At 39.7% G+C, this 25,768-nt stretch carries 30 protein-coding genes; 5 read left to right on the plus strand and 25 right to left on the minus strand.

The annotated features are described in order from the left end of the window. Positions 1–2 precede the first annotated feature (2 nt). The 13 genes from ACWODM_RS08430 to ACWODM_RS08490 are packed head-to-tail and all read right to left on the minus strand — an operon-like array spanning position 3 to position 5,938. Positions 3–257: a hypothetical protein gene (locus ACWODM_RS08430; RefSeq protein WP_455320935.1), complete on the minus strand. Its 255-nt coding sequence runs from the start codon at positions 255–257 to the stop codon at positions 3–5. Beyond that, positions 235–471: a hypothetical protein gene (locus ACWODM_RS08435; RefSeq protein ID WP_455320936.1), complete on the minus strand. Its 237-nt coding sequence runs from the start codon at positions 469–471 to the stop codon at positions 235–237. Before ACWODM_RS08435 ends, ACWODM_RS08430 begins: the two co-directional genes overlap by 23 nt. A gap of 49 nt (positions 472–520) precedes the next feature. Then, the gene (locus ACWODM_RS08440) at positions 521–1,096 is read right to left on the minus strand and encodes a DUF2815 family protein (protein ID WP_455320937.1); all 576 of its coding nucleotides are present in this window, start codon (positions 1,094–1,096) and stop codon (positions 521–523) included. A 33-nt stretch (positions 1,097–1,129) separates the two neighbouring features. Further along, positions 1,130–1,426, minus strand: a complete 297-nt coding sequence (locus ACWODM_RS08445) for a hypothetical protein (RefSeq protein WP_455320938.1) — start codon at positions 1,424–1,426, stop codon at positions 1,130–1,132. Between the two features lies 1 nt (position 1,427). Continuing rightward, the gene (locus ACWODM_RS08450) at positions 1,428–2,600 is read right to left on the minus strand and encodes a DUF2800 domain-containing protein (RefSeq protein WP_455320939.1); all 1,173 of its coding nucleotides are present in this window, start codon (positions 2,598–2,600) and stop codon (positions 1,428–1,430) included. 1 nt (position 2,601) lies between these two features. Further along, the gene (locus ACWODM_RS08455) at positions 2,602–3,075 is read right to left on the minus strand and encodes a hypothetical protein (RefSeq protein ID WP_455320940.1); all 474 of its coding nucleotides are present in this window, start codon (positions 3,073–3,075) and stop codon (positions 2,602–2,604) included. 22 nt (positions 3,076–3,097) lie between these two features. Next, the gene (locus tag ACWODM_RS08460) at positions 3,098–3,823 is read right to left on the minus strand and encodes a hypothetical protein (RefSeq protein WP_455320941.1); all 726 of its coding nucleotides are present in this window, start codon (positions 3,821–3,823) and stop codon (positions 3,098–3,100) included. After that, a complete protein-coding gene (locus ACWODM_RS08465) occupies positions 3,816–4,802 on the minus strand; it encodes a DUF7666 domain-containing protein (protein WP_455320942.1) in 987 nt (328 codons plus the stop codon). Before ACWODM_RS08465 ends, ACWODM_RS08460 begins: the two co-directional genes overlap by 8 nt. Before the next feature lie 24 nt (positions 4,803–4,826). Continuing rightward, positions 4,827–5,066 carry a helix-turn-helix domain-containing protein gene (locus ACWODM_RS08470; RefSeq protein ID WP_455320943.1) on the minus strand — a complete coding sequence of 80 codons (240 nt, stop codon included), beginning with the start codon at positions 5,064–5,066 and terminating at the stop codon, positions 4,827–4,829. A 15-nt stretch (positions 5,067–5,081) separates the two neighbouring features. Further along, complete coding sequence (locus ACWODM_RS08475) at positions 5,082–5,237, minus strand: hypothetical protein (protein WP_455320944.1); 156 nt, start codon at positions 5,235–5,237, stop codon at positions 5,082–5,084. 4 nt (positions 5,238–5,241) lie between these two features. After that, positions 5,242–5,391 carry a hypothetical protein gene (locus ACWODM_RS08480; RefSeq protein WP_455320945.1) on the minus strand — a complete coding sequence of 50 codons (150 nt, stop codon included), beginning with the start codon at positions 5,389–5,391 and terminating at the stop codon, positions 5,242–5,244. Between the two features lie 55 nt (positions 5,392–5,446). Continuing rightward, complete coding sequence (locus ACWODM_RS08485; RefSeq protein ID WP_455320946.1) at positions 5,447–5,746, minus strand: hypothetical protein; 300 nt, start codon at positions 5,744–5,746, stop codon at positions 5,447–5,449. A 9-nt stretch (positions 5,747–5,755) separates the two neighbouring features. After that, the gene (locus tag ACWODM_RS08490; RefSeq protein WP_455320947.1) at positions 5,756–5,938 is read right to left on the minus strand and encodes a hypothetical protein; all 183 of its coding nucleotides are present in this window, start codon (positions 5,936–5,938) and stop codon (positions 5,756–5,758) included. A 297-nt stretch (positions 5,939–6,235) separates the two neighbouring features. Here ACWODM_RS08490 and ACWODM_RS08495 point away from each other — a divergent pair, with 297 nt between their 5' ends. The 4 genes from ACWODM_RS08495 to ACWODM_RS08510 all read left to right on the plus strand — a co-directional run bounded on the left by ACWODM_RS08495 (position 6,236) and on the right by ACWODM_RS08510 (position 9,298). Beyond that, positions 6,236–6,550, plus strand: a complete 315-nt coding sequence (locus tag ACWODM_RS08495) for a helix-turn-helix domain-containing protein (RefSeq protein WP_455320948.1) — start codon at positions 6,236–6,238, stop codon at positions 6,548–6,550. 20 nt (positions 6,551–6,570) lie between these two features. Beyond that, positions 6,571–6,909, plus strand: a complete 339-nt coding sequence (locus tag ACWODM_RS08500; RefSeq protein ID WP_455320965.1) for an ImmA/IrrE family metallo-endopeptidase — start codon at positions 6,571–6,573, stop codon at positions 6,907–6,909. A 92-nt stretch (positions 6,910–7,001) separates the two neighbouring features. Next, complete coding sequence (locus ACWODM_RS08505) at positions 7,002–7,988, plus strand: HNH endonuclease (RefSeq protein ID WP_455320949.1); 987 nt, start codon at positions 7,002–7,004, stop codon at positions 7,986–7,988. A gap of 149 nt (positions 7,989–8,137) precedes the next feature. After that, positions 8,138–9,298 carry a tyrosine-type recombinase/integrase gene (locus ACWODM_RS08510; RefSeq protein ID WP_455320950.1) on the plus strand — a complete coding sequence of 387 codons (1,161 nt, stop codon included), beginning with the start codon at positions 8,138–8,140 and terminating at the stop codon, positions 9,296–9,298. A gap of 313 nt (positions 9,299–9,611) precedes the next feature. Here ACWODM_RS08510 and ACWODM_RS08515 read toward each other — a convergent pair whose 3' ends face one another. The 11 genes from ACWODM_RS08515 to metG all read right to left on the minus strand — a co-directional run bounded on the left by ACWODM_RS08515 (position 9,612) and on the right by metG (position 22,749). Then, positions 9,612–10,040 carry a hypothetical protein gene (locus tag ACWODM_RS08515; protein WP_455320951.1) on the minus strand — a complete coding sequence of 143 codons (429 nt, stop codon included), beginning with the start codon at positions 10,038–10,040 and terminating at the stop codon, positions 9,612–9,614. A 112-nt stretch (positions 10,041–10,152) separates the two neighbouring features. After that, the gene (locus ACWODM_RS08520) at positions 10,153–10,782 is read right to left on the minus strand and encodes a PepSY domain-containing protein (RefSeq protein ID WP_455320952.1); all 630 of its coding nucleotides are present in this window, start codon (positions 10,780–10,782) and stop codon (positions 10,153–10,155) included. 74 nt (positions 10,783–10,856) lie between these two features. Beyond that, on the minus strand, positions 10,857–12,221 hold the full coding sequence (locus tag ACWODM_RS08525) for a sensor histidine kinase (RefSeq protein ID WP_455320953.1): 1,365 nt from the start codon (positions 12,219–12,221) through the stop codon (positions 10,857–10,859). After that, complete coding sequence (locus ACWODM_RS08530) at positions 12,211–12,891, minus strand: response regulator (RefSeq protein WP_455320954.1); 681 nt, start codon at positions 12,889–12,891, stop codon at positions 12,211–12,213. Before ACWODM_RS08530 ends, ACWODM_RS08525 begins: the two co-directional genes overlap by 11 nt. 294 nt (positions 12,892–13,185) lie before the next feature. Then, positions 13,186–15,903, minus strand: a complete 2,718-nt coding sequence (locus ACWODM_RS08535) for a cation-translocating P-type ATPase (protein WP_455320955.1) — start codon at positions 15,901–15,903, stop codon at positions 13,186–13,188. A gap of 325 nt (positions 15,904–16,228) precedes the next feature. Beyond that, the gene (locus tag ACWODM_RS08540) at positions 16,229–16,966 is read right to left on the minus strand and encodes an SIS domain-containing protein (RefSeq protein WP_455320956.1); all 738 of its coding nucleotides are present in this window, start codon (positions 16,964–16,966) and stop codon (positions 16,229–16,231) included. Then, positions 16,967–18,217, minus strand: coding sequence for a PTS ascorbate transporter subunit IIC (locus tag ACWODM_RS08545; protein WP_455320957.1), 1,251 nt, complete (start codon positions 18,215–18,217; stop codon positions 16,967–16,969). Between the two features lie 3 nt (positions 18,218–18,220). Next, complete coding sequence (locus tag ACWODM_RS08550) at positions 18,221–18,502, minus strand: PTS sugar transporter subunit IIB (RefSeq protein ID WP_455320958.1); 282 nt, start codon at positions 18,500–18,502, stop codon at positions 18,221–18,223. 12 nt (positions 18,503–18,514) lie between these two features. Further along, a complete protein-coding gene (locus ACWODM_RS08555; RefSeq protein WP_455320959.1) occupies positions 18,515–18,946 on the minus strand; it encodes a PTS sugar transporter subunit IIA in 432 nt (143 codons plus the stop codon). After that, positions 18,943–20,583 (minus strand): BglG family transcription antiterminator, encoded by a 1,641-nt coding sequence (locus ACWODM_RS08560; protein WP_455320960.1) that lies wholly within the window; start codon positions 20,581–20,583, stop codon positions 18,943–18,945. The genes ACWODM_RS08555 and ACWODM_RS08560 overlap by 4 nt, the downstream gene beginning before the upstream one ends. 156 nt (positions 20,584–20,739) lie before the next feature. After that, complete coding sequence (metG, locus tag ACWODM_RS08565; protein ID WP_455320961.1) at positions 20,740–22,749, minus strand: methionine--tRNA ligase; 2,010 nt, start codon at positions 22,747–22,749, stop codon at positions 20,740–20,742. 674 nt (positions 22,750–23,423) lie between these two features. Between metG and ACWODM_RS08570 the strand changes: the two genes are divergently transcribed. Then, positions 23,424–24,257 (plus strand): NUDIX domain-containing protein, encoded by an 834-nt coding sequence (locus ACWODM_RS08570; protein ID WP_455320962.1) that lies wholly within the window; start codon positions 23,424–23,426, stop codon positions 24,255–24,257. Between the two features lie 152 nt (positions 24,258–24,409). Here the strand turns inward: ACWODM_RS08570 and ACWODM_RS08575 are convergent, their stop codons facing one another. After that, the gene (locus ACWODM_RS08575) at positions 24,410–25,411 is read right to left on the minus strand and encodes an RNA-guided endonuclease TnpB family protein (RefSeq protein WP_455320963.1); all 1,002 of its coding nucleotides are present in this window, start codon (positions 25,409–25,411) and stop codon (positions 24,410–24,412) included. Positions 25,412–25,768: the final 357 nt, after the last annotated feature.

Here is a 25,768-nt window from a genome sequence, read left to right on the forward strand (position 1 = left end):
GTTTAGCCCCGCCATTCCTCACTATCTAACCAGTCACGCCAGGCAGCGTCTCTTTCAGCTTCCTGCTGTGCTTCCAGGTCTCCCAAAGCGTCGATGTCCTTTTCATTTTCCATCGCTTCAAATTTCTTTTTTAAATAAGCGACTTCTTTTTTCATCGCATCAAATTCCTTTTTCATCGCCCGGTATTCCTTCGATGTAAAAATTACCTGTTCAACGAATTTGATGTGTTTTCTCTCACCGTCGTTGCGTCCTTTCATGACTTCTGAACACCTCTTTCACATCTATGCACGCGATATTTTCAGCAGGTATCAACTGCGTTGATGCCGGACCAACATGCTTTAAAAATGTTTTATTTTTTCCCGGATTGAAAAGATCCTCATAAATTTCAATTTGATCCGCTACCGTAGTATCTTTAATATCTAGTCCCACATTTCCGCCACTTTTTAAGTATATGGTCACTCTTACGGCCATCGTTTTTCCCCCTAAAAGAAAGAGGGCTTTTCAGCCCTCTATTCAGTTTTTATAAAAAATCGTCCTCGTCTTCTTCGTCGTCCCAGTCCATGTCGCCGAAGTCAGATTCAGCGTTCGCACGTCCGCCCAGGAAGTCGCCTTTTCCGCTTGTAAGAATATTGTTCAAACCTGCAGCGATCCCTTTGTTTCCTGCTGTATTGTACGCGTAGAAGTTAATAGACACATTCGCATACACACCGCTGTAAATGTCTTCCGGGTCTTCGGTTTTCACTAACATGCCGTCTTCACGTTTCACGACTTGCGGTCTTGTTTTGCTTGAAACGTTGATAAACATCATGTTTTCAAATTCCGGATGTTCTTCGGTGTCCTTTTCCTCGTCACCGTCTCGCAAAGTAGTTTTCACTCGATCCGGTTTCACGCCTTTCAGCTTGTCGCCTTTCGCTGCATCATAAGCGGCCTTGATGGCTTTCTTGATAGCTGACAACGTTTCTTTGTCGTCTTTAGGGATAAGCAGCATAGCAGAGTATTTCGGTTCTTGTCCTTCAAATGCTTTCGGTTCAATGACGTTTACAAAACTCAATCTCACTTTATTCGTTACTACTTTAGTTCCTGTTAATTTTGCCATGATAAAATTCCTTCTTTCGATTATTTTTATATTTTAGAAAAATTCGTCGTACTGATTTTTGATGTCTGCGACGACGGTTTTCTTTGTATCCAAAATTGATTTGACATAGCTTTCTATGTCGTGTGTAAGCGATTCGTCTAGTAAGCTAGACTTATAGACCAGGTAGGCCAAAGCCGCTTCTATCGTTTGAAAATAGCCTTTAAATTGATAGACTTCTTTGCCGTCGGCGTTTGTGCCTAAAACCTGCAGTTCTAAGTTTCGCGGATCTGATCGAATGATTTGATAACCTGTTCCAGCGAATACGACCGCTTTCGGTTTTTGCTTCGGCATATCATTTCACCCCTTCAAAATCTTCGGCTGCAGCGTCCACGCTGTTGAGCGCTGGGCGCTTGTCTGTGACTGGTACGAGTGTCGGTTTTCCTTCCGGTTTAATGATGAAATCGGCTGCTAGTTCGGCGAATTTCTTTTTGCCGACTAATTTTTCTAGGCTGCCGATTGCTTGCAACTGGCGCGGTTTCAAGAATTCTTTGTCGTCGTAGCCTTCCATATCCAAGATTAAGGCTAGGCCTTCTTCATCGGATATTTTGCGATTGCTGCGACCGGCTACAAGTTTGTAGCCCGGATATTCCGCACCGTTGTTCAGTGCTTCATACAGTGCAAAGCTTTCTACGTGTTCGATCCATTTTGTAATTTCAGACGCTTGTGCCAAAATCTCGGCGATCTCTTCATTGTTTAAAAGTGCAGCATCTTGAAAATCAAATTTTTCGATCAGCTTGAAATTCTTTTCTGCCCTGGGCCGTAACTGTGCGCGGACTTTTGAAAACTTCACAACGTCATTCGTGATCGTCCATTCGCCTATACCCTCATAGGCTTGTACCGCACGCGGTGCCACGTAGTTGTCCGCCCAGTACATCAGTTCAGCGACATCAATTTCAAATGTTGATAGGTTGTCTAGTCGCGGCTGCACGATCGTCATGCGAACCGTTTCAAAGTCATACAACAAATCGTATTTATCAACGGCGCCCAACGCGTATAACATAAGTTGCGGATTTAAGTAGGCATCCTCCGGCACGCCCTTGCCGTATTTTAGATCAATAATTTCGATCGTGTTTTCGGCCAGGATAACGACGTCACTCGTTCCGAACCCTTCCGGCACCCACTTAGAAAAATCTACACGTTGTTCCAGTTCTACTTCGGCTTTTTCATAGCTGTTGAAACGTTCTTCTACCAGGTCACAATAATCGCTGATATAGTCTTCCATTGACTTGTCATAGTAGCTGCTGCCTTCTCTAAACTTTTTCAGCTTGCTGTTTAAGGTTCGCGCTGGTGCTAACTTAAAACGTTTCATCAACTGCAGTTCTGCAAGTTCGTGCGCGTCTGTACCCTCTTGTGCGAACGCGCTACCTTTGTCTACGACATCTTCTTCAAGGCGTGCGATCGGCGGACAAATCAACCACCGATGCGCGCTGCTTGCGCCTAAAAGCGCGTGTTTTCCGACTGGCATATTATTCACCTACCAAAACTTCTAAATCCGTAAGGAAAACGCCAAAATGTTCCGGTTTCAACTGTGAAGCTTTTTCAACATCGAAACGTCCAAACGCTGTTTTTAGTTCATCGCGTTTGCCTTTTTTCAAGGCGTCTTTGACGGCTGCAAAAACATCATCTTTTGTCGCTTTCGGATATTTGTTAGCGGTAGCGGATGTTTTCGGATCCGTTTCGTCCACCGGCACTTCTTTTTCAGTAGAGTTTTGAGTTTCGGAAGTCTCTTCCGTAGAGACCTCTTCTTTCTTTGGCTTTGGTGCAGGTTTCTTTTTTTCTTCTTTGACAGGCTTTTCAACAGGCTTTTCAACAGGTTTTTCCTTCTTAGGATCTTCTGCTAGATGATGAATTTCAACCGTTTGCCCAAACTGCAATTGATCTAAAGCCTCTCTTAATTCTTCCGTGCTGCCTGCTTCAATATTTAATGTAATTTTTGCCATAATAGTTTTCCTCCTAATTTTTTTATGATCTTACTGGAGCAATGATGTAGGTCAATGAATCTCCTTCAAATCGAACGGGGCGTATCGGACTAACAAAATGCATGATGATTTCACGTATTTTAAGTTGCTGAGCTAATTTGAACATGGAAAGCAAATATTCCACATTCACGCTAAACCGAATATCGGTATCAGAAGCCAAGGACAATTGATAGTTTGCATTTTTGAAACTATCCTCCTTCAAATTCTCTTCGTTCCTTTCGCGTGAAAAAACTTTTGGCTCCACAGAAAGCTTCCCATCTTTGAAATGGAAGTTTGCGACATCCACTGCTTTATCTAAAGTTGCTAAAAATCGTATGAAATCACGGTCAACAGGTAGTTTTAGCACACGGTCGCTAAAAGAAGTCGCCCTGTCCACCACACCTTGAAAGTCAGGATAACTTTCTCCGTCTCCGCCGATAAAATACGTTTCACCGAGTTCGTTCGGGATATCATATAAACGAAACATTCTATGCGCAGATCCCCCTAACGCAGTACCTTCACCAGTAACGCAGAACTGTCGTAGCTTCGCTTTGGGTTTATCAGACTTCTGCCAGTCTTTCATTTTCTCCTCGTACTGTTCTTGTTTTTTCTTGAACTGTTCATCTGTTAGCTTCTTAGATTTCTTAGGCACACGAGGCTTGGACCGATTATCAGGTTTCAACTCTTTAAAGCCCGCCAAGTGCTTTTGAAGTAAGGCAATCTTATCCATGCACATTCACCCCAGTTATTTTTTCAAACTTCACAGCATCAAAATTAGGAATAGTCAGTACGTCCGCTTTTTCACCTTCGTCAAGCTTATTCCAAAACTCTTGGAATGCTTCTTTGTAACTCAATTGGTTACGTTTTAAGTAGCCTCGTGTCACTTCCCAGTGTGGATTTTGCGCTTTTTCGTCATCCGTCATGTCATCATGCCAAACCCAAGATGTTGGACGGTACAAGAAACTATTAAGAATGTAACGCCCTCGATGCCGATACCAGTCAGCCCACGTGATATCCGTTTCTTTGTCAAAGAAGTGCAGCGGTCTAGTTTCGGTATTAAAACATCCAGAATTATGATCAGATACATTCCACTCACCACTGTTGCGGTTACCACTGTTGAAGTTACCACTGTTGGAGTGACCACTGTTGAAGTCACCACTGTTGAAGTCACCACTGTTGAAGTCACCACTGTTGGAGTGACCACTGTTGAAGTCACCACTGTTGAAGTCACCACTGTTGGAGTGACCACTGTTGGAGTGACCACTGTTGAAGTCACCACTGTTGGAGTGACCACTGTTGAAGTCACCACTGTTGAAGTCACCACTGTTGAAGTCACCACTGTTGAAGTCACCACTGTTGAAGTCACCACTGTTGGAGTGACCCGAATTGTTACTACCGCTATTTGCAAGTCTGAGCATTTCTTCCCAAGACACTTCGCGAATGATTTCGATGACATCTGTTACAAGTTTGTCGTCATCACCTTTTACTTCCCCGTGAGCGATTACTTCGGCAATTTTGTTTCTTGGATCGAAACTGTAATAACTAAAGCAATCAGAAACTTTTGGGCAAAAATGAAAGCCTGAAACACAAGGTTCAATTTGTTCGCCGTGAGTGAATGTTTTGCCTACTTCATACTGAAACCCTCTGCACTGCCAATTTTCGTCAAATACTTTGTACCCTCTTACGACTTCTGAATTTTGTTCTTTCATGTTATAATCTCCTTGTAGAATATTTTATTTGCTTATCTCGTCTGCTAACGAGGTAGGCTTTTTTAGTAAATTTTCGGGGTCTATATTCATTGACTGCGCTATTTTTTCAATAGTCTCAAAACGAATCGAAACCGAGTGACAATGAGCAATGTTAGATAAAGACGTTCTCGAAACACCTGACAACTCAGATACTTTAGTAATACTTAAACCTCTTTCCGCCATAGCCACTCTAAAATTTCTCGAAAAAACTTGTTGTAAGTTCATCTACTCACCTTCTTTCTACATTCCGCTATTAATCGCATTCTCTTTCTTTTTAATCTCTTCCAGACCTTTGATGATTCCTGCAGTATAGTATTTCTCCATGTTCCAGTTGATTTGGACCCCATTGCTATCCATCGATTCTAGGATGATTTTTGCTTTTTCTTCATTGGTCATGTCCTTACTCCTTCCCTACTGCTGCTTTGACTGCGGTCACTAATCCAAAATACCCAACCGCTGCAAGACCTATCCGGATATCAACCGATGATGACCAAACCAACATGCCTAACCAGCCGATGACATCTAAACCTTCTAGTGCTTTTTTCTTCATTGTTTGCCTCCTAAAAATTTATTTAAAGCTCGGTTTCCATTGGCGGTGGTGGATTTTATTCATTACTTTCCAGCAACCAAGCTCTCACAGCTCTCTTTGAAAATACTTGTTTTCTATCTGATAAAGTCCTACCTCTTGGCAATCCTTTAGCTAGCAATTCTTCAACATAACTGTCTGAACAATTATCCAAAAACTTCCTTAAACCTATTTTGGTAAAGATTAGATCGCTATCAATCTCGCTATCTCGTCTGGCTTTTTCGATACCTTCCAAGGTAGCTTCATAAGCCTGTTGGCGAATAGCAGTCATTTGTTCCGGGCTTAAAACATGAGCGACTTCGATTTGCACTTGCTGCATATTTACCACCTACCTAATTTTGTAATAAGAAATAATGTCCGTCATTTGCTTCAAATGCTTGTCTGGATTGTTCAAAATCTTCCGCAAGTACTGCTCCGTAATGCCTAAAGCACTTGCAACATCAGGAATTTCCCAATTGTTTTTCTCAAAATGGTCGAGAATTTTTTGTTTTGTATCTTGGATATTTGCCATAGTTGCAACTCCTTTCTTTTATATGAGCAAACAAATTTAACAACTATAATCTAAAATGTATTGACATAAATAGATTAATAATCTATACTGAAAGCACAATTAAATAAGACATTAAATAAACGATTTTATTAGCTTTCTTGGCGGTCAGCGTTATAATCAGTTCTATTTTTTGTAGTCTTTTTAGTTGTTAAACTTGTTTACAAGAATCAGTATAGATTATTAATAGGAATAAGTCAACAATTTTTATATTAATTATCTAAATTTTTTTTGTAAGCATTCAGGAAGGTTGATACATCAATGAATACTTACGAAATAATTAAAGAACTTGCGAAAAGTAAAAATATTTCTATAAGACAGTTGGAAATAAATTTTGGTTATTCTAATGGATATTTAGCTAGTTGGAAAAGACAGAATCCAAATCCTGTAGAATTATCTCGTTTGGCAGACTATTTCAACGTATCCGTAGACTATCTTTTGGGACGCGAAGAAAACCCAAAAGAAACCGAATTACGCAAAGCCTTAGAAAATGTCATGTCTTTTGATGGTGAAGAACTTACGGAGAATGATAAAGACGCCATAATCGCTTATATGATGGGTCGTAAAGGTAAGTGAGGTGTTGTTGATTGAAAGAAATGCGAAGCAAATTAAAAGAGTTAGGAATCAGCCTCGAAGTATTAGCTATAGAAAAACAAGGATGCTACGTCCAAAAATGGAAGAGAATTTTCGTGAATGAAGCGTTGAACGAAGAAGAAATGAAATTGGTTGTGCTACATGAGTTGAAACACGTTATTGATCATAGTGAGTATTTAGCGTTGTACAATACGTTCATCAATCATTCTAAAATGGAGAACGAAGCCAAAACTTTTATGGTAAATTACATCATTGCGGAAAACGATGGTCATTACAATTATACGCAATTAATTGAAGAGTTCGATATCGGTATGGGATATGATATTAAATTTGCGCAATAAAAACACCCCTACCAGTGCAGCAACACTGATAAGGGGGACCTCTTCTGAGATATGAGACAATACATATTATATCAGAAAAGAGGAATTAAAACATGCAAATTATCGTCGTCTTGGTACTAATAGCAATAGCGATAGCAATTTTTTGGTGGGCTCTCCCTTTTTTACTTACCGCCCTCGGAATCTATCTTGTATACAGACTTATTCGGTACGTCAAAAAAGAAAAGTATTTTAAAAGTCCTGAATTTTTAGAACAAAAAGAAAAAATCGAATCTACTATTAAAGACTTTAATGAAGTAGCGGAGTATGTAAAAGAAATTCCAAATAATAATCAGTTTGTACCGATAGAAAATAAAAACGAGTATGCCCATTTAGCTACATTCGAAAATACTAGTAAACATGGCTACAAACGAGATAGAAACACCAAAAATATTAATGCACAGAATGTGTACCCAACCTCTTTGCAAGTTGTCCGAAAAGCTTCAGAGGAACCTATAAAATATCTTTGTAAGTATTTTGATATCAATCCGACCGAAGAAAACCTTAACCAATTACAAGAAATCGGTGAAAATATATCTCGTATGGAGAATACAGTAGAAAATTTGCGGTTGAGAGAACAGGAAATAGAAACTGACTTTGACCCACCGAAATTTATTTTGAAATATTACAAAAAAGAATTAATGGAAAAATTAGGTGCTGAAATTCCAAATATCAATGTTAAATATGCTGAGTATATTTTTGAATATGTAAGTGCTGGGGGAAATAGTTCGCAAAAATCAACAATCACATTTGACGGCGAAACTGTAGAAGCCACAGCAAGTTTTATATCTGAAAAAATTAAATACAAAAAAAGTGCTAAAGCACAGAGAGCTCTCATGACTAGCAGATTACGCAATATAATAAAGTATAGAGATGACCATACTTGTCAAATATGTGGCGCATCAACAAAAGAACAGAGCCTACTTTTACTAGAAATCGATCATATTATCCCTATTTCGAAAGGCGGACTATCTAGTCCAGACAATTTGCAAACACTTTGCTGGAAATGCAATCGAACTAAATCGGATAAGATATTATCTTAAAACAAATTAAAAAAACACGCCCCTACCGTCCAAAGTTGAGAGCGTGCAAAGCAATAAATAATAGGCTTATTTGCTATGCCTATTGTACCAAACGAAAGGAGTGATGCCAAACAATTTTTCATCTACTGTACACTGGCGGTGGTGGTAGAATGGAGAAATCAATGACACAGATCAATAAGTACACCAAAAAAGATGGTACTAGCGCCTACATGTTCAACGCTTATGTCGGACGTAACCCACGTACTGGAAAGAATGTTTATCGGAAGCGACAAGGATTTAAAACGAAGAAACAAGCACAGATTGCACTTGCTGAAATATTGAAGGATGTTGACGAGAATGGGATTGAATCGGATAACTCTAACATCATAACATTTCAAGACCTTTATGACCTCTGGATTGATCAGCAGAAGTTAAACGTAAAGACCTCCTCGTTCATAGATCAAAAAAGTTTTGTGGATAATCATGTTTTACCATTTCTAGGAAAAATGAAGCTCAATGAAATCACTGTTGTTAAATGCCAACAATTAGTGAATAAAGCATATGACAGCGGGTTAAAACGCTATAGTTACGTTCGTTCAGTAACGGCCCAAATTATGCGTTTCGGAGAGTCTTTGGATATTCTTAAGGACAATTCTATGAAAAGAACAATCTTGCCTAGAAAAAAGCAAGAAGAGGAAAAATTGAAGTATTACACGAAAGAGGAACTCACTACTTTCTTTCATTATTTGAAGGACAATAGCAACTTTCAACAACTAACTTTTTTTAGGATTCTAGCATTTACTGGTGCTAGAAAGAGTGAAATTATGGCACTCCAATGGAAAGATATAGATTTTAAAAACAAGACAATTACTATTGATAAGACGGTAGCAAAAGACTTTAACAATACCATTACCATTCAATCGCCAAAGACTCATTCTAGTATTCGAACGTTGAGCATTGATGATGAAACGATACAGCTAATCAAAAGATGGCGTGTTCTGCAACGTTCCGATTATTTGAAAATGGGGTTTAACACATCGAGTGACGAACAATTTCTCTTCACTGATAGAAAGAACCAGCTACACAAATTAGCTATTCCTAACCAGTGGCTAAAAAGTATTCTTACGAAGTATGAACTTCCCAAGATTACACCCCACCACTTCCGCCACACTCACGCAAGTTTATTGCTACAAGCTGGTATACCCGTGAAAGAAGTAAGCGAACGACTAGGACACAAGGACATAACAATTACATTAGAAATTTACTCTCATGTTATGCCTGAAGAACAAGAAAAGACGGCTTCAAAGTTTGCTAATTTTGTTGGTTTTTAACCAATGCACAGACAAAAGCACAGACCTTCCCCACTTTTGGAGAAAATAAAATAAGCGATAGTCTGAAAGATTCCCCTCTCAAACTACCGCTTAATGGCTTTAAAACGTTGATATATCAATAAAAAAACAAAACCGCCAGATTGGTTAGGTCTGACGGAAAAAGGAGTAATTACTCTACTAAGGAGTAAAATGAAAAATAAAAAGGTTATTGTTGGTTATGAAATTAGTATATAGCTTCCAAGAAGTTTTGTCATAAAAATAACCTAATAGTTTTATTAAATATTTCTCGTTTTAGTGTCCTTTTTTATCATTATTATCTTTTCAAAAGCAAACCTGTCATTCGTTGGATTGAAAAAGCAATCGTATCAGTTGCTTCGTCTTGCTTTGCTTCTGCAGCATTAAACGCTGCGGCATCGACACCTTCAGACAGACTAGCGATCATTTCTTCGCAACCCTCTACGTATTCAAAGTATGAACGCTCAAATTTTTTGTGGATCCCCATAACACGTGCTGGTGGACGCAAAGCTGCGATCGTTGTTTTCATCGCTTGGTATTTTTTTGTCCCTTCTTCAAATACTTTCACGATCTCATTTCTTTTTTCTTCAGAGATCTCTGCTGTTTTATCTTCGTCGATTGCTTGGCGAATCTCCTCGAAACAAGGATTCATCTCTTCTCCGATTGCTTCTGTATCTTTAACGATGTCATTGATTTTTTGTACATAAAATCCTAAATTTGGTTTCAAATCTATCTCCCACTTTCTTATCAACTGTTCCCATTTTACCTTGTTTTGACTTTTTAGGAAAGAAGAAAAAATTCCGCTTCCAAATAGGAAACGGAATTTTTGAAAAGAAGCTTTAGTCGTCGACTTCGACTTCCAGTACTTCACCAGTTTGCGCATGAATCTTAATGTTGGTTTCTTTACTAGCATCTTCGATCTGAACGTCCCAATAAGTAACATTCATTTCTTTTTCTAGATCCCAATCTGTGGCTTGACCACCAGACACTTCATTCATGGCGACCTCAGTCACTTCCTCGATTGACAATAAATCGGTTAAATCTAATTGATCTTCTTGTCTTTTCACACCATTTTGTTCATCCCGGTCTAGCGTTTCTTCACGACTTCCCTTGATTTCTTTTGTTTCTGCATCAACGCTTACTTCGTATTCCTTGTTGTCATCGACACCTTCAATCTTGTAAAAATAGTTACCAAAGCTCGAGTCTAATTCGATTGAGATGATGTCCGAATCCGGAACAGTGTCCTGATAAGCCTGAATCGCTTCTTCTACACTTACTGTAAATGTTGGTACTTCTGTCTGAGCAGCTGTTTCTGTAGTTCCAGCCTCTGTTCCACTTGTTTCTGTTACGCTGCTATTTACTGTTTCACCTGGTGTTGAATTTCCTGATGAGATAGGATTTTCTGCTGTACAGCCTGCAAAGACCAAGGCCAGCGCTAGTGTTGCGCTATATAAAAGTATTTTTTTCATAATGATTTCCTCCTTCGTTCTATATACTTAGCTTACTGTGTTTTGTCATCTGTTAACACTCATTTTCTTAAACTCTACATGAAGATTTCTTCATCTTTTGTAAACTCAATAACAAAAATGCTGCCTTTGGGCTGATTGTCCTTCACCCAGATCCGTCCCTGATATTTTTCAACGATAGAACGAACGATCGACAAACCAATGCCGGAACCTTCAATTTGACTAGAGCGTGACTGATCGACTCGAAAGAAACGCTCAAAAATTCGTTCCTTTGCCTCGTCAGGAATTCCGATCCCTGTATCTCGAACTTCCAAAAGAATCTTGTCTGTCTCACTCCAAAGTTTGATATGAATCAAATCTTCGTCTGTAGAATATTTTCTGGCATTTTCAAAAAGATTTTGACAAACCTGCTGCAATTCTACTTCATCTGCCGACAAAAAGATTCCCTCTTCCACTGAAAAAGTCACTTTTTGCTGACTGACCGTCTGTAATTTTGTTATTTCTTGCTTGACTAACTGCGAAAAATCAACTACCTCAACTGGTTGGGTCGAGTTCAAACGCCCTAACTGCAACAGCTGATTTGTCATCGTTTCTAGGCGTTTGGATTCTTTATCGATAAATTGGATTGACGGCAAAACAACTTCTGGATGAGCGGTTCCTCTGCGTTTAATCAACTGCACATGTCCACGGATCGCTGTCAAAGGCGTGCGTAATTCATGAGAAGCATCAGCCACAAACTGTTTTTCCCGTTCGATTGCTTCACGCTGGATCAACAGTAATTGATTGAAGGCCGTAGCAACTTGTTTCACTTCTCGAGGTGTTTCCGGTACAGTCAATACTTGCTCTTGACTGTGTTCGATTTCTTGGATTTCCTGTGACATTTGTTGGAGAGTCTTGCTCCACTTACCGACAAAGAGATAAATAACTGCACAACCGATCAATACTGCAAAAATATTTAACACCAAACTGGTCAAAAGCAAATCCATCATCATCTCGATCACTGTGTTTGCATGAATCGCCAATTCTAAGATCCGATCGCCCTGGATTTCTCGCTGAAAGTAATAGATTTCTTCATCGGCGACGATAATTCCTCTTAAGATAGGCAGTGCCGTACCCTCTGCCAATTCATTGAAAACTTCTTTTCCGCCTTCTGAGTAATAGACCGGACCATCCGTTAGAATGATCCTAACAGCATCCTCTTCGCTTTTGGCAGTCATCGCATCTGTTAAAACTTCCCAGTCACTGCTTTCCTGTGGTACCGTCTCCATCGTATCTATGATCTCACTAGCTTGATCGACCAAATAAGAATACACCGAATACAAGGAGATACTGACAAACGCTAGATTGACAATGATCAGCAGACCGACCCAAATAGCTACAAGCCGGCTGGTCAGTTGAAACTGAGCGCCTGTCCTCTTCTCTTTCCAACGATTAGTTTTCATGAGCATCCCTCAATACATAGCCAACACCACGAACCGTTTGGATCAACCGCCCATTGTCTGCCAGTTTGTTTCTCAGCGTTCGCACATAGACATCCACCACATTGGTTTGACCTAGAAAATCATAGCCCCAAACACTATCCAACAGAGCATCACGCGATTTGACTTCTTCCGGTGTTTTCATCAATTCATAGAGAACGCCAAATTCTTTCGGTGTGAGATAGATTTCTTCATCTGCTACTTTGACTTGATGCTTGGCAATATCTAAGGTTAGCTTCTGATAAGTCAACAATCTTTTTTCCTGTTTGGTCAATCGTCGTTCAATGACGCGAATACGAGCAAACAGTTCCTCGATCTCAAAAGGTTTGGTTAAATAATCATCCAGTCCTGTATCCAGTCCAAGGACAATGTCTGTTGTCTGGTTGCGAGCAGTCATCATGATGATTGGGACCGCACTCTCTTTGCGAATCCTTCTAGCCACAGTAATCCCATCATATTTTGGTAGCATCCAGTCCAAGAGAATCAAGTCAACTGGATTGGCTTCAAATAACTCCAGTGCCTCTTGTCCATCTTTTGCCCAAATGATCTGATATCCTTCAAAAGCTAATTCTGTTTGGATAAAACTAGCTAAACTTTCTTCGTCTTCCACTAATAAAATCGTGAACTCTCCCATGAGACTCCCCCCTTTTTTTCTTTTATTATAAAGAAAGATCTGTCCAGAAGATAATGATATGGATAAACGTTTCATGAAGAAATCTTCATTTAAGACTCTCTTTTAAAACCGACTGTGAGAGCAAAACAGACTGCCTAGTGTAATATAGTGACCTCAGACTATGGATTATAGCATAGAAAAGAAAACACCTTATGGAATCCATGTTTAAAAAACAGATTCCATAAGGTGTCTCAATTTCTATTATTGAAAGTAGAGTCTCTAGACTGATCTTTCGCTCAACTTTTTTTGGTTTTATTAAAAGCGAACTTTTTTCGCTACTTCTCCACCAACAACTGGCAAGAAAGCAAGTAGGAAAGCAAAGACCAATTCACTCGCTGTCAAAGGTACTGTGCTAAACACTGGATTTAAGAATGGCACGTAGATCGCTGCAATCATAAATACTAGTGAAGCAAGAACACATTTGTTCAAGTAGCTATTTTCGAACAATTTCATTTTGAAAATAGACACTGTTTCAGAACGAGATGAGTAGGCACGCATCAATTCACCTAAAACCAATGTGAAGAAACAACAAGTCATTGCTTCTGCGTGAGCAATTGGATCAACGTTGCCAGCAAAAATCGTAGAAAGTGGCGCTTGTGCATGGTAACCTACCAAGTAAGAAGCTAAGGCACCTAGAGCTAAGAACACACTTTGGATAGAAACAGCCACACCCATCATTTTGTTCACAACAGGTTCTGAAGGGTTTCTTGGCGCTTTATCCATCACATCGTCTTCAGCTTTTTCCATCCCTAAAGCAAAGGCTGGGAAAGCATCTGTGATCAAGTTGATCGCCAATAGCTGAGTAGCAGCCAATGGTATTGGCATATTGAACAGCATCGCAATGAAGATTACCAAAATCTCACCAATATTACATGAAAGCAAGAAACCAACGACTTTACGGATGTTCGCATAGATCGTACGACCTTCTGAGACAGCCATCACGATACTTGCAAAGTTATCATCCGTTAAGATCATATCTGCTGCTTCCTTAGAAACATCGGTACCAGTAATTCCCATCGCAATACCGATATCGGCATTTTTCAAGGATGGTGCATCATTGACACCGTCACCAGTCATCGCAACGATATCGCCGTTGCGTTTTACAGCTTGGACTAAACGAACTTTATGCTCCGGAGAAACACGGGCAAATACATTGGTTGTTTTTACCGCTTCTTGCAACTCTTCATCAGACATGCCATTGATCTGACTACCCTCGATCGTTCCAGTATCACTAGCGATTCCTAATTTTTCACCGATCGCTTGTGCAGTGATTCTGTGGTCTCCAGTAATCATTTTTACTTGGATTCCGGCTTTTTTACATGTATCGATCGCATCTTTTGCTTCTTCTCTTGGTGGATCGATCATGCCAACCAAACCAACAAACGTCAAGCCTTCTTCTTCCACTTGGAAGTTTTCAGCAGGCAATTCTTTATAGGCAACGGCAATCACACGTAAAGCATCTTGCGCAAAACCTTCATTTGTTTTAAGGATTACTTCTCTCTTCTCATCAGTCAATGGTTCGATACCATTTGCTGTTTGAACATTGACACAGCGTTTCAATAATTCATCTGGTGCACCTTTAGTAAACATCAATGCATGTTCAGCCGTGTGTTTGTGTACCGTACTCATTAGTTTACGGTCTGAATCAAATGGTAATTCGTCGATTCTTGTAAAATCATTGTCCCATTTTTCTTTGTCCATTCCTAATTTGTAACCAAGAACGACCATCGCACCTTCAGTAGGATCTCCTAGAATCGTTTCTGCTTCAGAATCAAAACTAGCGTCGTTACATAAGATCGCACCTTGAACCAGCAGTTGGATATGATCTCCTGATACTGCTTGACCGTCTTCAGAAAGCAACTCGCCTTTCGCGCTGTAACCACTTCCTGTAACATCATACGTTTGTCCAGCAAAATACGTCTTTTCGATCGTCATTTTGTTTTGAGTCAAGGTTCCTGTTTTATCTGAACAAATGACTGTAGTACTTCCCAAAGTCTCAACCGCACTCAGACGTTTAACAATCGAATGTACTTTGACCATACGCTGCATTCCCATTGCCAAGACAACCGTAACTACAACCGTCAAACCTTCTGGAATCGCTGCAACTGCTAAGGCAATAGCTGTCATAAAGATTTCAAAGAAGTCCATCCCACGGTATAAACCTAGACCGAAGATCAGAATAACGACACCCAAACAAATGAAACCTAGAACTTTCCCTAGTTGATCCAATTTTTTCTGTAATGGTGTAGATTCGACTGGGCTTTGATTCAACAGTCCCGCAATATTCCCCATTTGCGTATGCATCCCTGTTTGAGTAACAATCCCTGTACCACGTCCATAGGTTACGACTGTTCCCATAAAACCACTGTTGATACGATCGCCTAGACTGGCATCTTCGTCCAATAGAACTTTCGCATTTTTATCGATCGGTAAAGATTCTCCCGTCAGTGCTGCTTCTTCGATCTTCAAGTTGTTCGCTTCGATCAATCGCAAATCCGCCGGAACATAATCGCCGGCTTCTAAAAGAACAATATCACCAGGAACGATTTGGCTAGAAGCAAGCTCAACCACTTTGCCGTTACGTCGGGCTTTCACTTGCGGGCTCGCCATTTCCTTCAACGCCTTCAAGGCATTGCTAGCTTTATTTTCTTGATAGACACCTAAAAATGTGTTCAGTACAACGATGGCCAAAATGATCGATCCATCCAGAACTTCACCTAGAACGATTGATACCGCTGCAGCAATGATCAAAATAATCACCAGCATATCTTTCAGCTGATCTAAGATCATTGCGAACATTCCCTTTTCAGGTTCTCCTTCTAATTCATTGGGACCGTATTCCGACAAACGTCTCTGAGCTTCCGCATCCGAAAGTCCTTCCGGCTTTGTTTCCAGCTCTTTGAAAACTTCTTCTTCTGTTTGAGAATAGTAAGCCGAAACTGATTGTTGGTTCTTTGCATTTTCCTCTGACATGTTTTTCCTCCTTCGAATGTGCATCCAAATCTATTTTTATAAAAAAAAAATAGACTTGTGTATGCGCGGCACATACATAAGTCTCACTAATTAAGGCAACACCAGAAAAGAAATTTTCGGTTGGTGACGTTGCCACAGCGCGTATGCTGCCAGTTACTCCCCTATGAATAAACAATAAATATTACGAGATTCATTATACAAGATGTTTTCCTCAATGACAATTTTTTTGATGATTTTTCGAAAAAAAGATTGGAAATTTTTCTGAAAACCCAAAAAACATTGATCTCTCATGAAGTCAAGAGATCAATGCAAGTAGCTCTTATATTTATAACTGGTAGTGAATAACGTCCTTGTACTGTTCAAACAATTCTCTGTTCAACTGGTCACCTCCATCAAGATTAGCAGAATAAAAGATTGGTGGGTAGTTGATTCCTTTTGCGATCATTTTTTTGGTCGTTTCCACAATGATCGTATTTAAAATCGTTGCTCCTATGACCGTTGAACTAGGTCCTACCTTTTGCTCAATACCTTCGATCACGCAGCAGCCGTCACCGATATCTCCATGATTATCGATCACGATATCTGCCAGTTCAAATAAACGTTTCTTTGAAGCATGTCGACTAGTTACTGATTTTGAATAGTCGACATTGGTTAAGGCGATAATCTTCACACCTTTTCTTTGTGCTTCCAAAGCCATATCGATGGTAACAGAATTACGACCAGATACTGAATGTAAGATCAAAACATCGTCTTCTTTAAAGTTGACTGTTTGAGCTAGCGCATGACCATAACCATCCATTCTTTCCATCTTACTTGTAAAAGTGATCGGCTGACGATCCAACATCAATTCGCGACCAAAAATCGGATTGATCGTCAGCATTCCTCCTGCACGATAATACAATTCTTCTGTCAGAATTCCTGCATGACTCGCTCCAAAAATAAAGATCGATCGCTTCTGCAGATTAGCTTCAGTCAATAAATTTATTGACTTCTGAATCGCTTGATGCTCATGTCTTTCTACTTCACGAAGTATTTCACTCACTCTATCAAAATATTGAAACATCTAAAAACCTCCAAACAAGCTTCCAATCCATTTGCCAACCATTCCCCACAGAGAAAGATCGTTTCCTCCAAAAATTAAAATCCAGTTTTGAATTGTTGTACTGAACATCACTGCTGAAAAACCTACTAGAGCCACCATCGCAATAGAGGCCACCATCGTTCCGACAATTGCTCCACGTAAACCACCTTGTCCTTCACCAATAACAGCGGCTCCCCCACATTCAAAAAAGCTTGTAATGACTAATGGAACAATCAAAATACCAAACAAATTGAACGAATTGACAAGAACCACCAAAATTGTGGATGTAATCATGGCAGCAATAAAGCCAATGATGACAGCGTTTGGTCGATAGTTGAACAAAATCGGCACATCGAAGGCTGGTTTTGCACCAGGAACGACTTTTTCCGCAATCCCCTGAAAAGCCGGGATGATTTGATTGATCAATAAACGGACACCGTAAAGCATAATCAACAAACCGGCACCAAAATTCAAAGCTGCTTCAATTGAAAACATGACTAAATTGCCGCCTTCTGGAACAAGTACCGGTGCAATAAATCCTACAACTAAGTTCATAATGAACATGACTAGACCGCCAGTAATAGAAATCTCTCTAAAGAAAGATAGACTCTCCGGAATCTTTAAATCTTCAGTTGATTTTTCCTTATTTCCAATCATTTTTGCCACAAAACCAGAGATCAAAGACAGAACTACAGTCGGGTGACCAATTAAGAAAGAGTCATCACCAGTAGCATCCCATACATACTTACGCATGATCCATGGCATGAACGACCAGTAAACGGCGGACAAGACCGCACTTAGAATAATTAAAGGTGTGCCTCTCAAACCGGCTTCTACACCACCTGCTACAAGAACGAATGGGAACCACCACAACATATGTCCAGTTAAAAAAATGGTCTTTACTGGTGTGAAACGAGCAATCAATAAATGAATAATCAACCCTAAAAACATTGCCAATCCAACAGTACCACCATACTCAGCTGTAAAAGTTACATCTGAAAGACCTTCAGCAACTTCTACTCCAAGCTGTGTTTGCACAGCTGTATTGATTGGTGCAATCGTCCCCACTAACATGTTGACTCCGGCAGTTAAAATAACCATTCCAAAAGCTGCAGTGACCGTTCCTTTGACAATCTCAGCAAAAGGCTTTCTTTGTACAATCAAGCCAATCATTGCAATCAGTCCTAAAAGAACTGGCGGATTTTTTAATATGTGATCGGTAATAAAATTCATCAATCATTCCCCACTTTCATTTAGAAACTTTTCCAATTGTTCCTTCACTTCATTCACATCCATATACTTCTTGACTGGATATACTGGTGTCTTGACGGATGCTTTCAACTCCGGTAAGAGCTCATGACTGGTAAAATAAACATCTGCTGGTGTTGCTTTTGCGGTAGATAAATCTGTATTTTCTACGGATGCGTTCAATCCCAGCTCTTTAACAACTTTATCGATCGACATTTTTAAAACCATTGAACTCCCTACACCAAATCCACACACTGCTAAAATTTTCATTTTACTTCCCCCTCAATTGAATAATTCGATAATTTCTTGTCTCTCTCCACTCAGTATCATATTGTACTGCGCTTCATCCATGAATACAGTCATAATATCCTGCAAGAATGCTAAGTGACTTTGATTATCTTCTGCTGCTAAAACCAAAAAAACTTTGACCTCTTTACCTTTCATGTCTACAGCTTGATTGGACACCAGTAGACTGACTCCTTGTTTATTCACTCCTTCCCCAGGTCGAGCATGCATCAAAGCAAAATAATCAGACAGAACCATGTACGGTCCGTTATTTTCCACGCTTTCAATCATATTTTTTACATACTGCTCAGCAATCTTATTTTCTTTGAGCAATGGTTCGCTGGCTCGTTGGACTGCTTCCTGCCAATTTCCTACAGAATCAATCACCTGTATATGATCTGCCGGCAGCCATTCAGCTAATTTACTCATTTGTTAACCTCCATCATTTTTGAAATAAACCAGTTTTTATTTTTGATTCCTTGCATTACTAAATTCATCACAGCTTCTACTTTGTTTCGATCTTCTTCTTTGACCATCAACAAAACAATAATATCGACGTTTTGCTTCCCCCACAAAATCGGTTTGTCTAAGATAGCGATTGAAACGCTGGTCTTTTCGACAAATTTTGGATTTCCATGAGGAATCGCAAAACCATTATCCAGATAGGTCGATTGAACAGCTTCCCTTTCGAACACCGAAGCAATGAATTGTCGTTTCTGTATGTCAGAGGAAAATTTCTGCTGGTCAATCAATGTTTTCAATGCTTCTTCCTTGGTTGAAAAATCCGTGAATAAAGTATGTCGGATTACTTGCTTTCTTTCTTCCATTGAAAGTTCTCTTGTTTCCCCATCCAATGTTTCTCGTTCAATGACCAAATCAATATATTTGTTCATGATTTTTTTCATGTCCTCTGCGGTGACCATTGGTGTAATCTGAATGACCGGTTTTTCCTTGATAGGGACTGGGATCGTGGAGATGATAAAATCAACGTCTGATAAATCCATGGCTCTCAATTGTGAGAGTGATGTTGTTTCGATACTGTCGATATTTGGTAAGATTCGTCTAATTTTCGCTGAGACAAATGAACTTGTACCTACACCATTCGGACAAACGAAGAGAATTTTATTCATTTTTTTCAAACGCTCAATCGCAGCTTGAAAATGAATCGTGATAAAACCAACTTCATCATCTGACAAATCAATTTGATAGCTTTTACAAAAATCTGCCAGTCCTAACCAGACAACACCGTACAGAGAAGGATAATTTTTTTTGATCTCGTCGATTAACGGATTCATGATCGATATTTGTGCTTCCATACGCAGAATCAGTTGGTACAGATGAACCAACAAGTTTTCCTCCAGTGGACCATCCTGTCTAACATCGATCTGTAAATCTTCACTCACTTGATGGATCAGCTTCCGTACATTTTTTCGAAAAGCAACAGGAATATTTTCTTGCTTCATGAAGAAGTTCAATCCACTACCGACAATCAAATACGTCAAATATTGAGTTTCCTCCATTGAAAATTGATAGATTCCGCGATCTTCGATAGCTTTTAATATGTCGTAAACCAGTGGATATTTATTGAACTCCAAAAACAGTTTCCCTACTTGATTGTTGCCCTCCAAATGTATGCTATTACCAGTTTTGGAACGTTGGATCATCAAAACAATTGATACGAGAATGTTTTGAACATAACTCTCGGGAATCTCAATCTTTTTTTCTTTGATGACTTCGTAAAATGCACTAGTTACATCTTTCAAAAGAACTCTATTAATAATGATATCCCCTACATTGCTATCTTGTAGCTCACTCAGAATCACACGCTTCAAAAGCTTTTGGATCTGTACTTCAGTCCCTATGAAAAAAGTACCGGAATTGTCAAACTGCAGTGTTAGGTCTTCCTTAAGTAGTAATTTTTTGATAAAAGCAATGTCATTGGCGATACTACTTCTTGAAACAAAGTAATCCTCGGACAACTGTTGGTAACTAAGATGCTCGTTATTTATCAAACGACTCAAAATGAAAAATTTTCTGTTCTTGCTGTCTATCTCTTGATTGTCCATCTTTTTCTCACCTTTATTTATAATTTAGCATTCTCCTCTTTTCATTAGGAGACCCAAAAAAAATCAGGTGTTCACTGAAAAGTACTGAACACCTCGTCAACCATTTTTTAAAGACAAAAAAGAGCAGTACAAAAAATGTACTACCCCTTGGTTTATTTAAGCAATCTCTGCACCGTTTGGCATGCCTTTTGGCGCTTCAACGATCTTCAGCTTACCTGATACATCTTCCGCAGATAAAATCATTCCTTGACTGATTTGTCCCCGCATTTTACGTGGTTTCAAGTTTGCCACGATCACGACTTTCATGCCGATCAGTGCGCTTGGATCTGGATAAAATTCCGCGATCCCTGACAAAATCTGACGATCCTGATTATCTCCAGCAGCTAGGCGGAATTGCAGCAATTTATCTGCGCCCTTCACCTTTTGACAATCAATGACTTCTGCCACTTTTAATTCTATTTTATCAAAATCTTCGTACTTGATTTCTTTGTCTTTGACAGATTTCAGTTCGGTTTCTTCTGGATTCCATTTCACAGACTCATCGTTGCTTTGTGCCCCTTCCGACATTTTCTTTTGGATGTAAGCCACTTCTGCTTCCATTTCCAAACGTGGGAAGATCGGCGTTCCTTTTGAAACAACTTTCGTTTCACTTGGGAATTCGCCAAAACGTAAATCCTTCAAGTCCATCGTTTCACTATCCAAGCCTAATTGTGCAAAGATTTTTGCAGGTGTTTCCGTCATAATTGGCTGTAAAAGAATGGCGACGATACGCAGTGTTTCTGCCAAATGAACCATCACACTGTCTAGCTCTGCTTGACGTTCTTCGTCTCTAGCTAAGACCCACGGCTCCGTTTCATCAATGTATTTGTTGGCACGAGAAATCAATGTCCAGACTTCAGACAATGCCGTGCTAAATTCCATTTTGTCCATGGCTTCGTGATAATGACCAACGACATTGGCTGCTGTTGTTGACAACTCACTATCGAAAGGTGTGACTTTAGAAGCATAATTTGGCACAATCCCGTCACAATATTTATTGATCATCGCTACTGTACGATTCAGTAAATTACCTAAATCGTTGGCCAGATCATAATTCACACGAGAAACAAAATCCTCTGGAGTGAAGACACCGTCACTGCCAAACGGTACTGCCCGCAACAGATAGTAACGCAAAGCATCTAAACCGTAGCGCTCCACTAAAATTTCAGGATACACAACGTTGCCTTTTGACTTAGACATCTTACCGTCCTTCATCAATAACCAGCCATGTCCGTATACTTTTTTAGGCAATGGAATATCTAAGGCCATCAACATGATCGGCCAGTAGATCGTATGGAAACGAACGATCTCTTTTCCGACCATATGCACGTCAGCCGGCCAGTATTTTTGGAAGAGACTGTCGTCTTCTGATCCATAACCTAAGGCAGTGATATAGTTTGATAAGGCATCGATCCATACATAGACTACATGTTCAGGATTCGCATGGACTGGGATTCCCCAGTTGAAGGTCGTCCGAGACACAGCAAGATCTTCTAAACCTGGTTCGATGAAATTTTTGATCATTTCGTTTTTACGTGCTTCTGGCTGGATGAACTCTGGGTGTTCATTGTAGTACTCCAATAAGCGATCGGCATATTTCCCCATACGGAAGAAGTAAGATTCTTCTTTGACCAACTCGACTTCATGTCCGCTTGGTGCTTTTCCGCCAATTACCTTGCCTTCCTCATCACGAAAAACTTCTGCCAATTGTGTTTCTGTAAAGAATTCTTCATCTGAGACCGAATACCAACCTTCGTATTCCCCAAGATAAATGTCGTCTTGATCCAAAAGTTGTTGGAAGATTTTTTTGACGCCTTCTTTATGATAATCGTCTGTCGTACGAATAAATTTATCGTAGCTGATGTCTAATGTTTTCCATAATTTCTTGACATCCGCTGCCATCCGATCGACATACTCTTGCGGCTCAACTTCTAATTCTTCTGCCTTTTTCTCAATTTTTTGTCCGTGTTCATCTACTCCTGTTAGATAGAACACATCAAATCCCATTAATCTTTTATAGCGAGCAACGGCATCACAAGCAATCGTTGTATATGAATTACCGATATGCAATTTGCCGCTTGGATAATAGATTGGCGTAGTAATATAAAAAGTTTCCTTTTCAGCCATGGGTCCTATTCCTCCTTTTCGTCGAAACGAGATTATTCTTTGCTAGTATACCATATTTTGACTGACGTGGTTTTATTTTTTGCCAGAGAATTCTAAATTTGTTCCTTCGTCTCTTTCCGATTTCCTTGATTGCCGGCTTCAGAAAGATACGTCCTTTCAACATTTTCTCGTTATTATTCATCGTTGAATTGGCAGGTAATACATCACTTCGATCATGGATTACTTCAAGTCGACAGTAGGATCAGCAGCCAACTGAGACTAAACCGTTCCAGTAATTCACATCGGCTCTTACACACGGTGACATCTCAGCCTTGTTGTTTTGCTCTTTACTCTCATGAAATCACTCATGACAAAAATGTATCTTTTAGCGTAACGGAGAGAAGAGCTTGCATAGTTGCCGTGCTTAGAATTCAATGTGAATTAGGCTCAGTTGCCAACTTGATTGGTTACTGAGCCTTTGAAGCTTGAAAATCGTGAAACTACAGGCTCACGGTGGTTCCACGGCTAACTATAAGCAAGCTATGCTCGCAGTGCAGCGTTACTATGCAAAATCAACTGAAAATTTCACTAGTTTCCTTGTCTTGATCCGTGTTCTTTTTTTCTAAGATTGTTTCTTCTATCTAAAGCATGATACAATAAAAAGAAACTTACTTAATATATAAGGAGGAGAAAAAATGGCGTTCTCTTCAAAATCAGAAGAAAAAATTTACTACGAACAACAAGCAAGCGAAGAAGAATTTTTAAACTGGTACCATCAACAGGAACAACCGCAATACGACAAACCTTCTGTGACTGTAGATATGGTCCTGATGTGCTACAACAAGGAACACGACCAGCTAAAGGTCCTCCTCATCCAGCGAAAAGGACAGCCTTACCGTCACTCCTGGGCATTGCCAGGTGGATTCATCACTCCAAACGAATCAACTGGACAAAGTGTGATCCGAGAAACCAAAGAAGAGACGGGCGTCACTATTTCAGCGCAAAATATTGAACAGCTCCACACCTTTAGTCGTCCCGATCGTGATCCCCGTGGTTGGGTGATCACCGTCAGCTATCTTGCCTTTATCGGTGAAGAACCACTATCTGCCGGAGATGACGCGAGTGAGGTCCGCTGGTTTTCACTGGAACGCAAAGAGGAAAAGCTCTATTTGATCAACAGTGATGTCGAAATCATTTTAGATCTGCAAACGGGAGACTCCTCAGGCAAAAACACGTTAGCTTTTGACCATAGCGAAATTATTCTCAAAGCCTTTTTACGGATCGCCAATAAAATGGAACATGAACCGCAAGTACTACAACTTCTTGGAGAAGATTTTACGATTACTGAAGCACGCAAGGTCTTTGCTAAATTTCTTGGGGTCGATTTTCGTTCGATCGACCATTCAAACTTCAAAAAAGCGATGCTCCATTGCTTTGAAGAAATCGGCGAACGTCCTGTCGGTATCGGCCGCCCTTCAAAGGTTTACCGTTTAAAGCAAAAATCCTTTCGACAGCCTTTTAGAAAGTAAATTCGCTCTAAGCAAAAGAGGAAAGCATCGGCAAGATGCTTTCCTCTTTTTTCGGTTCTTCATAATTAGTGGACAGTGTTCCTAGAAACAAAAATACAGTGATTTTTTCTATACCCTAGGCGATCCCTGGAGCCCCTTCCAGTTCATAGTGTTTAACTCAGTTTTTTTAATCCTAGATCTTTGATCCTCATACTTTTTGGCTCTGTACCTGCAACATCTTCCACATAATACAACTCTTTTCCATGCCATTGGACTTTGTAGCGGATTTTTTGCAGAAAGCTCTGCCAATCTGCTTGAGAAAAACAAAAATCTTGTTCATTTTCATCAAATTTCGGCTCAGCCTCGATGAAAAGCTGATCAAATTGACGAACCAAAGTAATCGTCAGCTGATCGATAAAGTTTTTTCTTTGTTGCAATTTGATTGTTCCCAGCTTTAATACACGTTCCTTTTGCTTTTGGTAATTCTTGGCGTGAACAAGCAAAACCTTTCGCTTCTTAGCTGCCTTCGCTCGAACCTTTAGTTTTCGCTTTTCGCGATTCAAACGCTTGATCAGGTCTGCTTGGTTCATTTTAGGTAACTCTTGTTTAGAAGAAACTGCAATCAGGTTCTTGGGACAAAAAGCGATTCCGACACTGTTATTTGTTTTAGGCAGTGGCTCCACTGCTTCCTTACACAGAACGGAAGCGTAAAACTCCTTACTATTTTTTGCTGAAATCGTGACAGATTTGATCTGTCCTTTGATTTCACGATGCAGATGCACTTCAACGAGTGATTTCAATTTAGGCAGCTTCAATTGGTTGCCAACGAAATAGACTGTATGTTTCTGATTATTCGTTGTATACGATTGCCAGCTGTTTTTCTTCGTTTTCAATTTGGGGTAACCAGCCCGTCCATTGAAGTAATTGGTGAATGCACGCTCCAAATTCCGCTGTGCATTGGCCAACGCCAGACTGTCTGTCTTCTTTAAAAAGGGGTACTCCTTTTTTAAAGAGGCCGGTGTCAGTAGTGCTGTCTCTGACTCTTTCGATGCTGTCTGCTTGGTCATCAATAAGTGATTGTACGTGAATCGTACGCAACCAAATGTTTCTATAAAAAACTTTTTTTGTTTCTCATCTGGGTAGATTCGGAATTTATAACCTTTTAAAACATTCATTTTTCCACCCCTTATTTCCTTTTACCGTTACTCCTTTGCCGTCAGTTGTCTCTGTAAATTTCAAATAGTCAGAATAATCAACTTTTTTCCTGAACTAGTAATCATAATAATAAATAATTATTAAAAAATCAAGAGAAAAAATAGAGTAAATTCATCTTTACCCTATTTTTTCTCTTGATTTTCTCATCTGTTTTTTTGATCTATATTGTTATTTTACTTATAAGCTACATCCTGAATAATTCATACTTTCCTTATAATTGTTTAGAAACTGCCTAACGGCAGGAAAAATTAACTTTTCGATTCTCACCCGTTAAGTGATGAAAAAAGAACCCCATTCTGTTATGGTAAAGGTGACTA

Source organism: Enterococcus olivae, assembly GCF_053760925.1.

What these genes read in the sequence shown, in the direction of transcription:
- ACWODM_RS08430 (WP_455320935.1), bottom strand. Translation starts at nt 257, where the DNA reads ATGAAAGGACGCAACGACGGTGAGAGAAAACACATCAAATTCGTTGAA.
- ACWODM_RS08435 (WP_455320936.1), bottom strand. Translation starts at nt 471, where the DNA reads ATGGCCGTAAGAGTGACCATATACTTAAAAAGTGGCGGAAATGTGGGA.
- ACWODM_RS08440 (WP_455320937.1), bottom strand. Translation starts at nt 1,096, where the DNA reads ATGGCAAAATTAACAGGAACTAAAGTAGTAACGAATAAAGTGAGATTG.
- ACWODM_RS08445 (WP_455320938.1), bottom strand. Translation starts at nt 1,426, where the DNA reads ATGCCGAAGCAAAAACCGAAAGCGGTCGTATTCGCTGGAACAGGTTAT.
- ACWODM_RS08450 (WP_455320939.1), bottom strand. Translation starts at nt 2,600, where the DNA reads ATGCCAGTCGGAAAACACGCGCTTTTAGGCGCAAGCAGCGCGCATCGG.
- ACWODM_RS08455 (WP_455320940.1), bottom strand. Translation starts at nt 3,075, where the DNA reads ATGGCAAAAATTACATTAAATATTGAAGCAGGCAGCACGGAAGAATTA.
- ACWODM_RS08460 (WP_455320941.1), bottom strand. Translation starts at nt 3,823, where the DNA reads ATGGATAAGATTGCCTTACTTCAAAAGCACTTGGCGGGCTTTAAAGAG.
- ACWODM_RS08465 (WP_455320942.1), bottom strand. Translation starts at nt 4,802, where the DNA reads ATGAAAGAACAAAATTCAGAAGTCGTAAGAGGGTACAAAGTATTTGAC.
- ACWODM_RS08470 (WP_455320943.1), bottom strand. Translation starts at nt 5,066, where the DNA reads ATGAACTTACAACAAGTTTTTTCGAGAAATTTTAGAGTGGCTATGGCG.
- ACWODM_RS08475 (WP_455320944.1), bottom strand. Translation starts at nt 5,237, where the DNA reads ATGACCAATGAAGAAAAAGCAAAAATCATCCTAGAATCGATGGATAGC.
- ACWODM_RS08480 (WP_455320945.1), bottom strand. Translation starts at nt 5,391, where the DNA reads ATGAAGAAAAAAGCACTAGAAGGTTTAGATGTCATCGGCTGGTTAGGC.
- ACWODM_RS08485 (WP_455320946.1), bottom strand. Translation starts at nt 5,746, where the DNA reads ATGCAGCAAGTGCAAATCGAAGTCGCTCATGTTTTAAGCCCGGAACAA.
- ACWODM_RS08490 (WP_455320947.1), bottom strand. Translation starts at nt 5,938, where the DNA reads ATGGCAAATATCCAAGATACAAAACAAAAAATTCTCGACCATTTTGAG.
- ACWODM_RS08495 (WP_455320948.1), top strand. Translation starts at nt 6,236, where the DNA reads ATGAATACTTACGAAATAATTAAAGAACTTGCGAAAAGTAAAAATATT.
- ACWODM_RS08500 (WP_455320965.1), top strand. Translation starts at nt 6,571, where the DNA reads ATGCGAAGCAAATTAAAAGAGTTAGGAATCAGCCTCGAAGTATTAGCT.
- ACWODM_RS08505 (WP_455320949.1), top strand. Translation starts at nt 7,002, where the DNA reads ATGCAAATTATCGTCGTCTTGGTACTAATAGCAATAGCGATAGCAATT.
- ACWODM_RS08510 (WP_455320950.1), top strand. Translation starts at nt 8,138, where the DNA reads ATGGAGAAATCAATGACACAGATCAATAAGTACACCAAAAAAGATGGT.
- ACWODM_RS08520 (WP_455320952.1), bottom strand. Translation starts at nt 10,782, where the DNA reads ATGAAAAAAATACTTTTATATAGCGCAACACTAGCGCTGGCCTTGGTC.
- ACWODM_RS08525 (WP_455320953.1), bottom strand. Translation starts at nt 12,221, where the DNA reads ATGAAAACTAATCGTTGGAAAGAGAAGAGGACAGGCGCTCAGTTTCAA.
- ACWODM_RS08530 (WP_455320954.1), bottom strand. Translation starts at nt 12,891, where the DNA reads ATGGGAGAGTTCACGATTTTATTAGTGGAAGACGAAGAAAGTTTAGCT.
- ACWODM_RS08535 (WP_455320955.1), bottom strand. Translation starts at nt 15,903, where the DNA reads ATGTCAGAGGAAAATGCAAAGAACCAACAATCAGTTTCGGCTTACTAT.
- ACWODM_RS08540 (WP_455320956.1), bottom strand. Translation starts at nt 16,966, where the DNA reads ATGTTTCAATATTTTGATAGAGTGAGTGAAATACTTCGTGAAGTAGAA.
- ACWODM_RS08545 (WP_455320957.1), bottom strand. Translation starts at nt 18,217, where the DNA reads ATGAATTTTATTACCGATCACATATTAAAAAATCCGCCAGTTCTTTTA.
- ACWODM_RS08550 (WP_455320958.1), bottom strand. Translation starts at nt 18,502, where the DNA reads ATGAAAATTTTAGCAGTGTGTGGATTTGGTGTAGGGAGTTCAATGGTT.
- ACWODM_RS08555 (WP_455320959.1), bottom strand. Translation starts at nt 18,946, where the DNA reads ATGAGTAAATTAGCTGAATGGCTGCCGGCAGATCATATACAGGTGATT.
- ACWODM_RS08560 (WP_455320960.1), bottom strand. Translation starts at nt 20,583, where the DNA reads ATGGACAATCAAGAGATAGACAGCAAGAACAGAAAATTTTTCATTTTG.
- metG (WP_455320961.1), bottom strand. Translation starts at nt 22,749, where the DNA reads ATGGCTGAAAAGGAAACTTTTTATATTACTACGCCAATCTATTATCCA.
- ACWODM_RS08570 (WP_455320962.1), top strand. Translation starts at nt 23,424, where the DNA reads ATGGCGTTCTCTTCAAAATCAGAAGAAAAAATTTACTACGAACAACAA.
- ACWODM_RS08575 (WP_455320963.1), bottom strand. Translation starts at nt 25,411, where the DNA reads ATGAATGTTTTAAAAGGTTATAAATTCCGAATCTACCCAGATGAGAAA.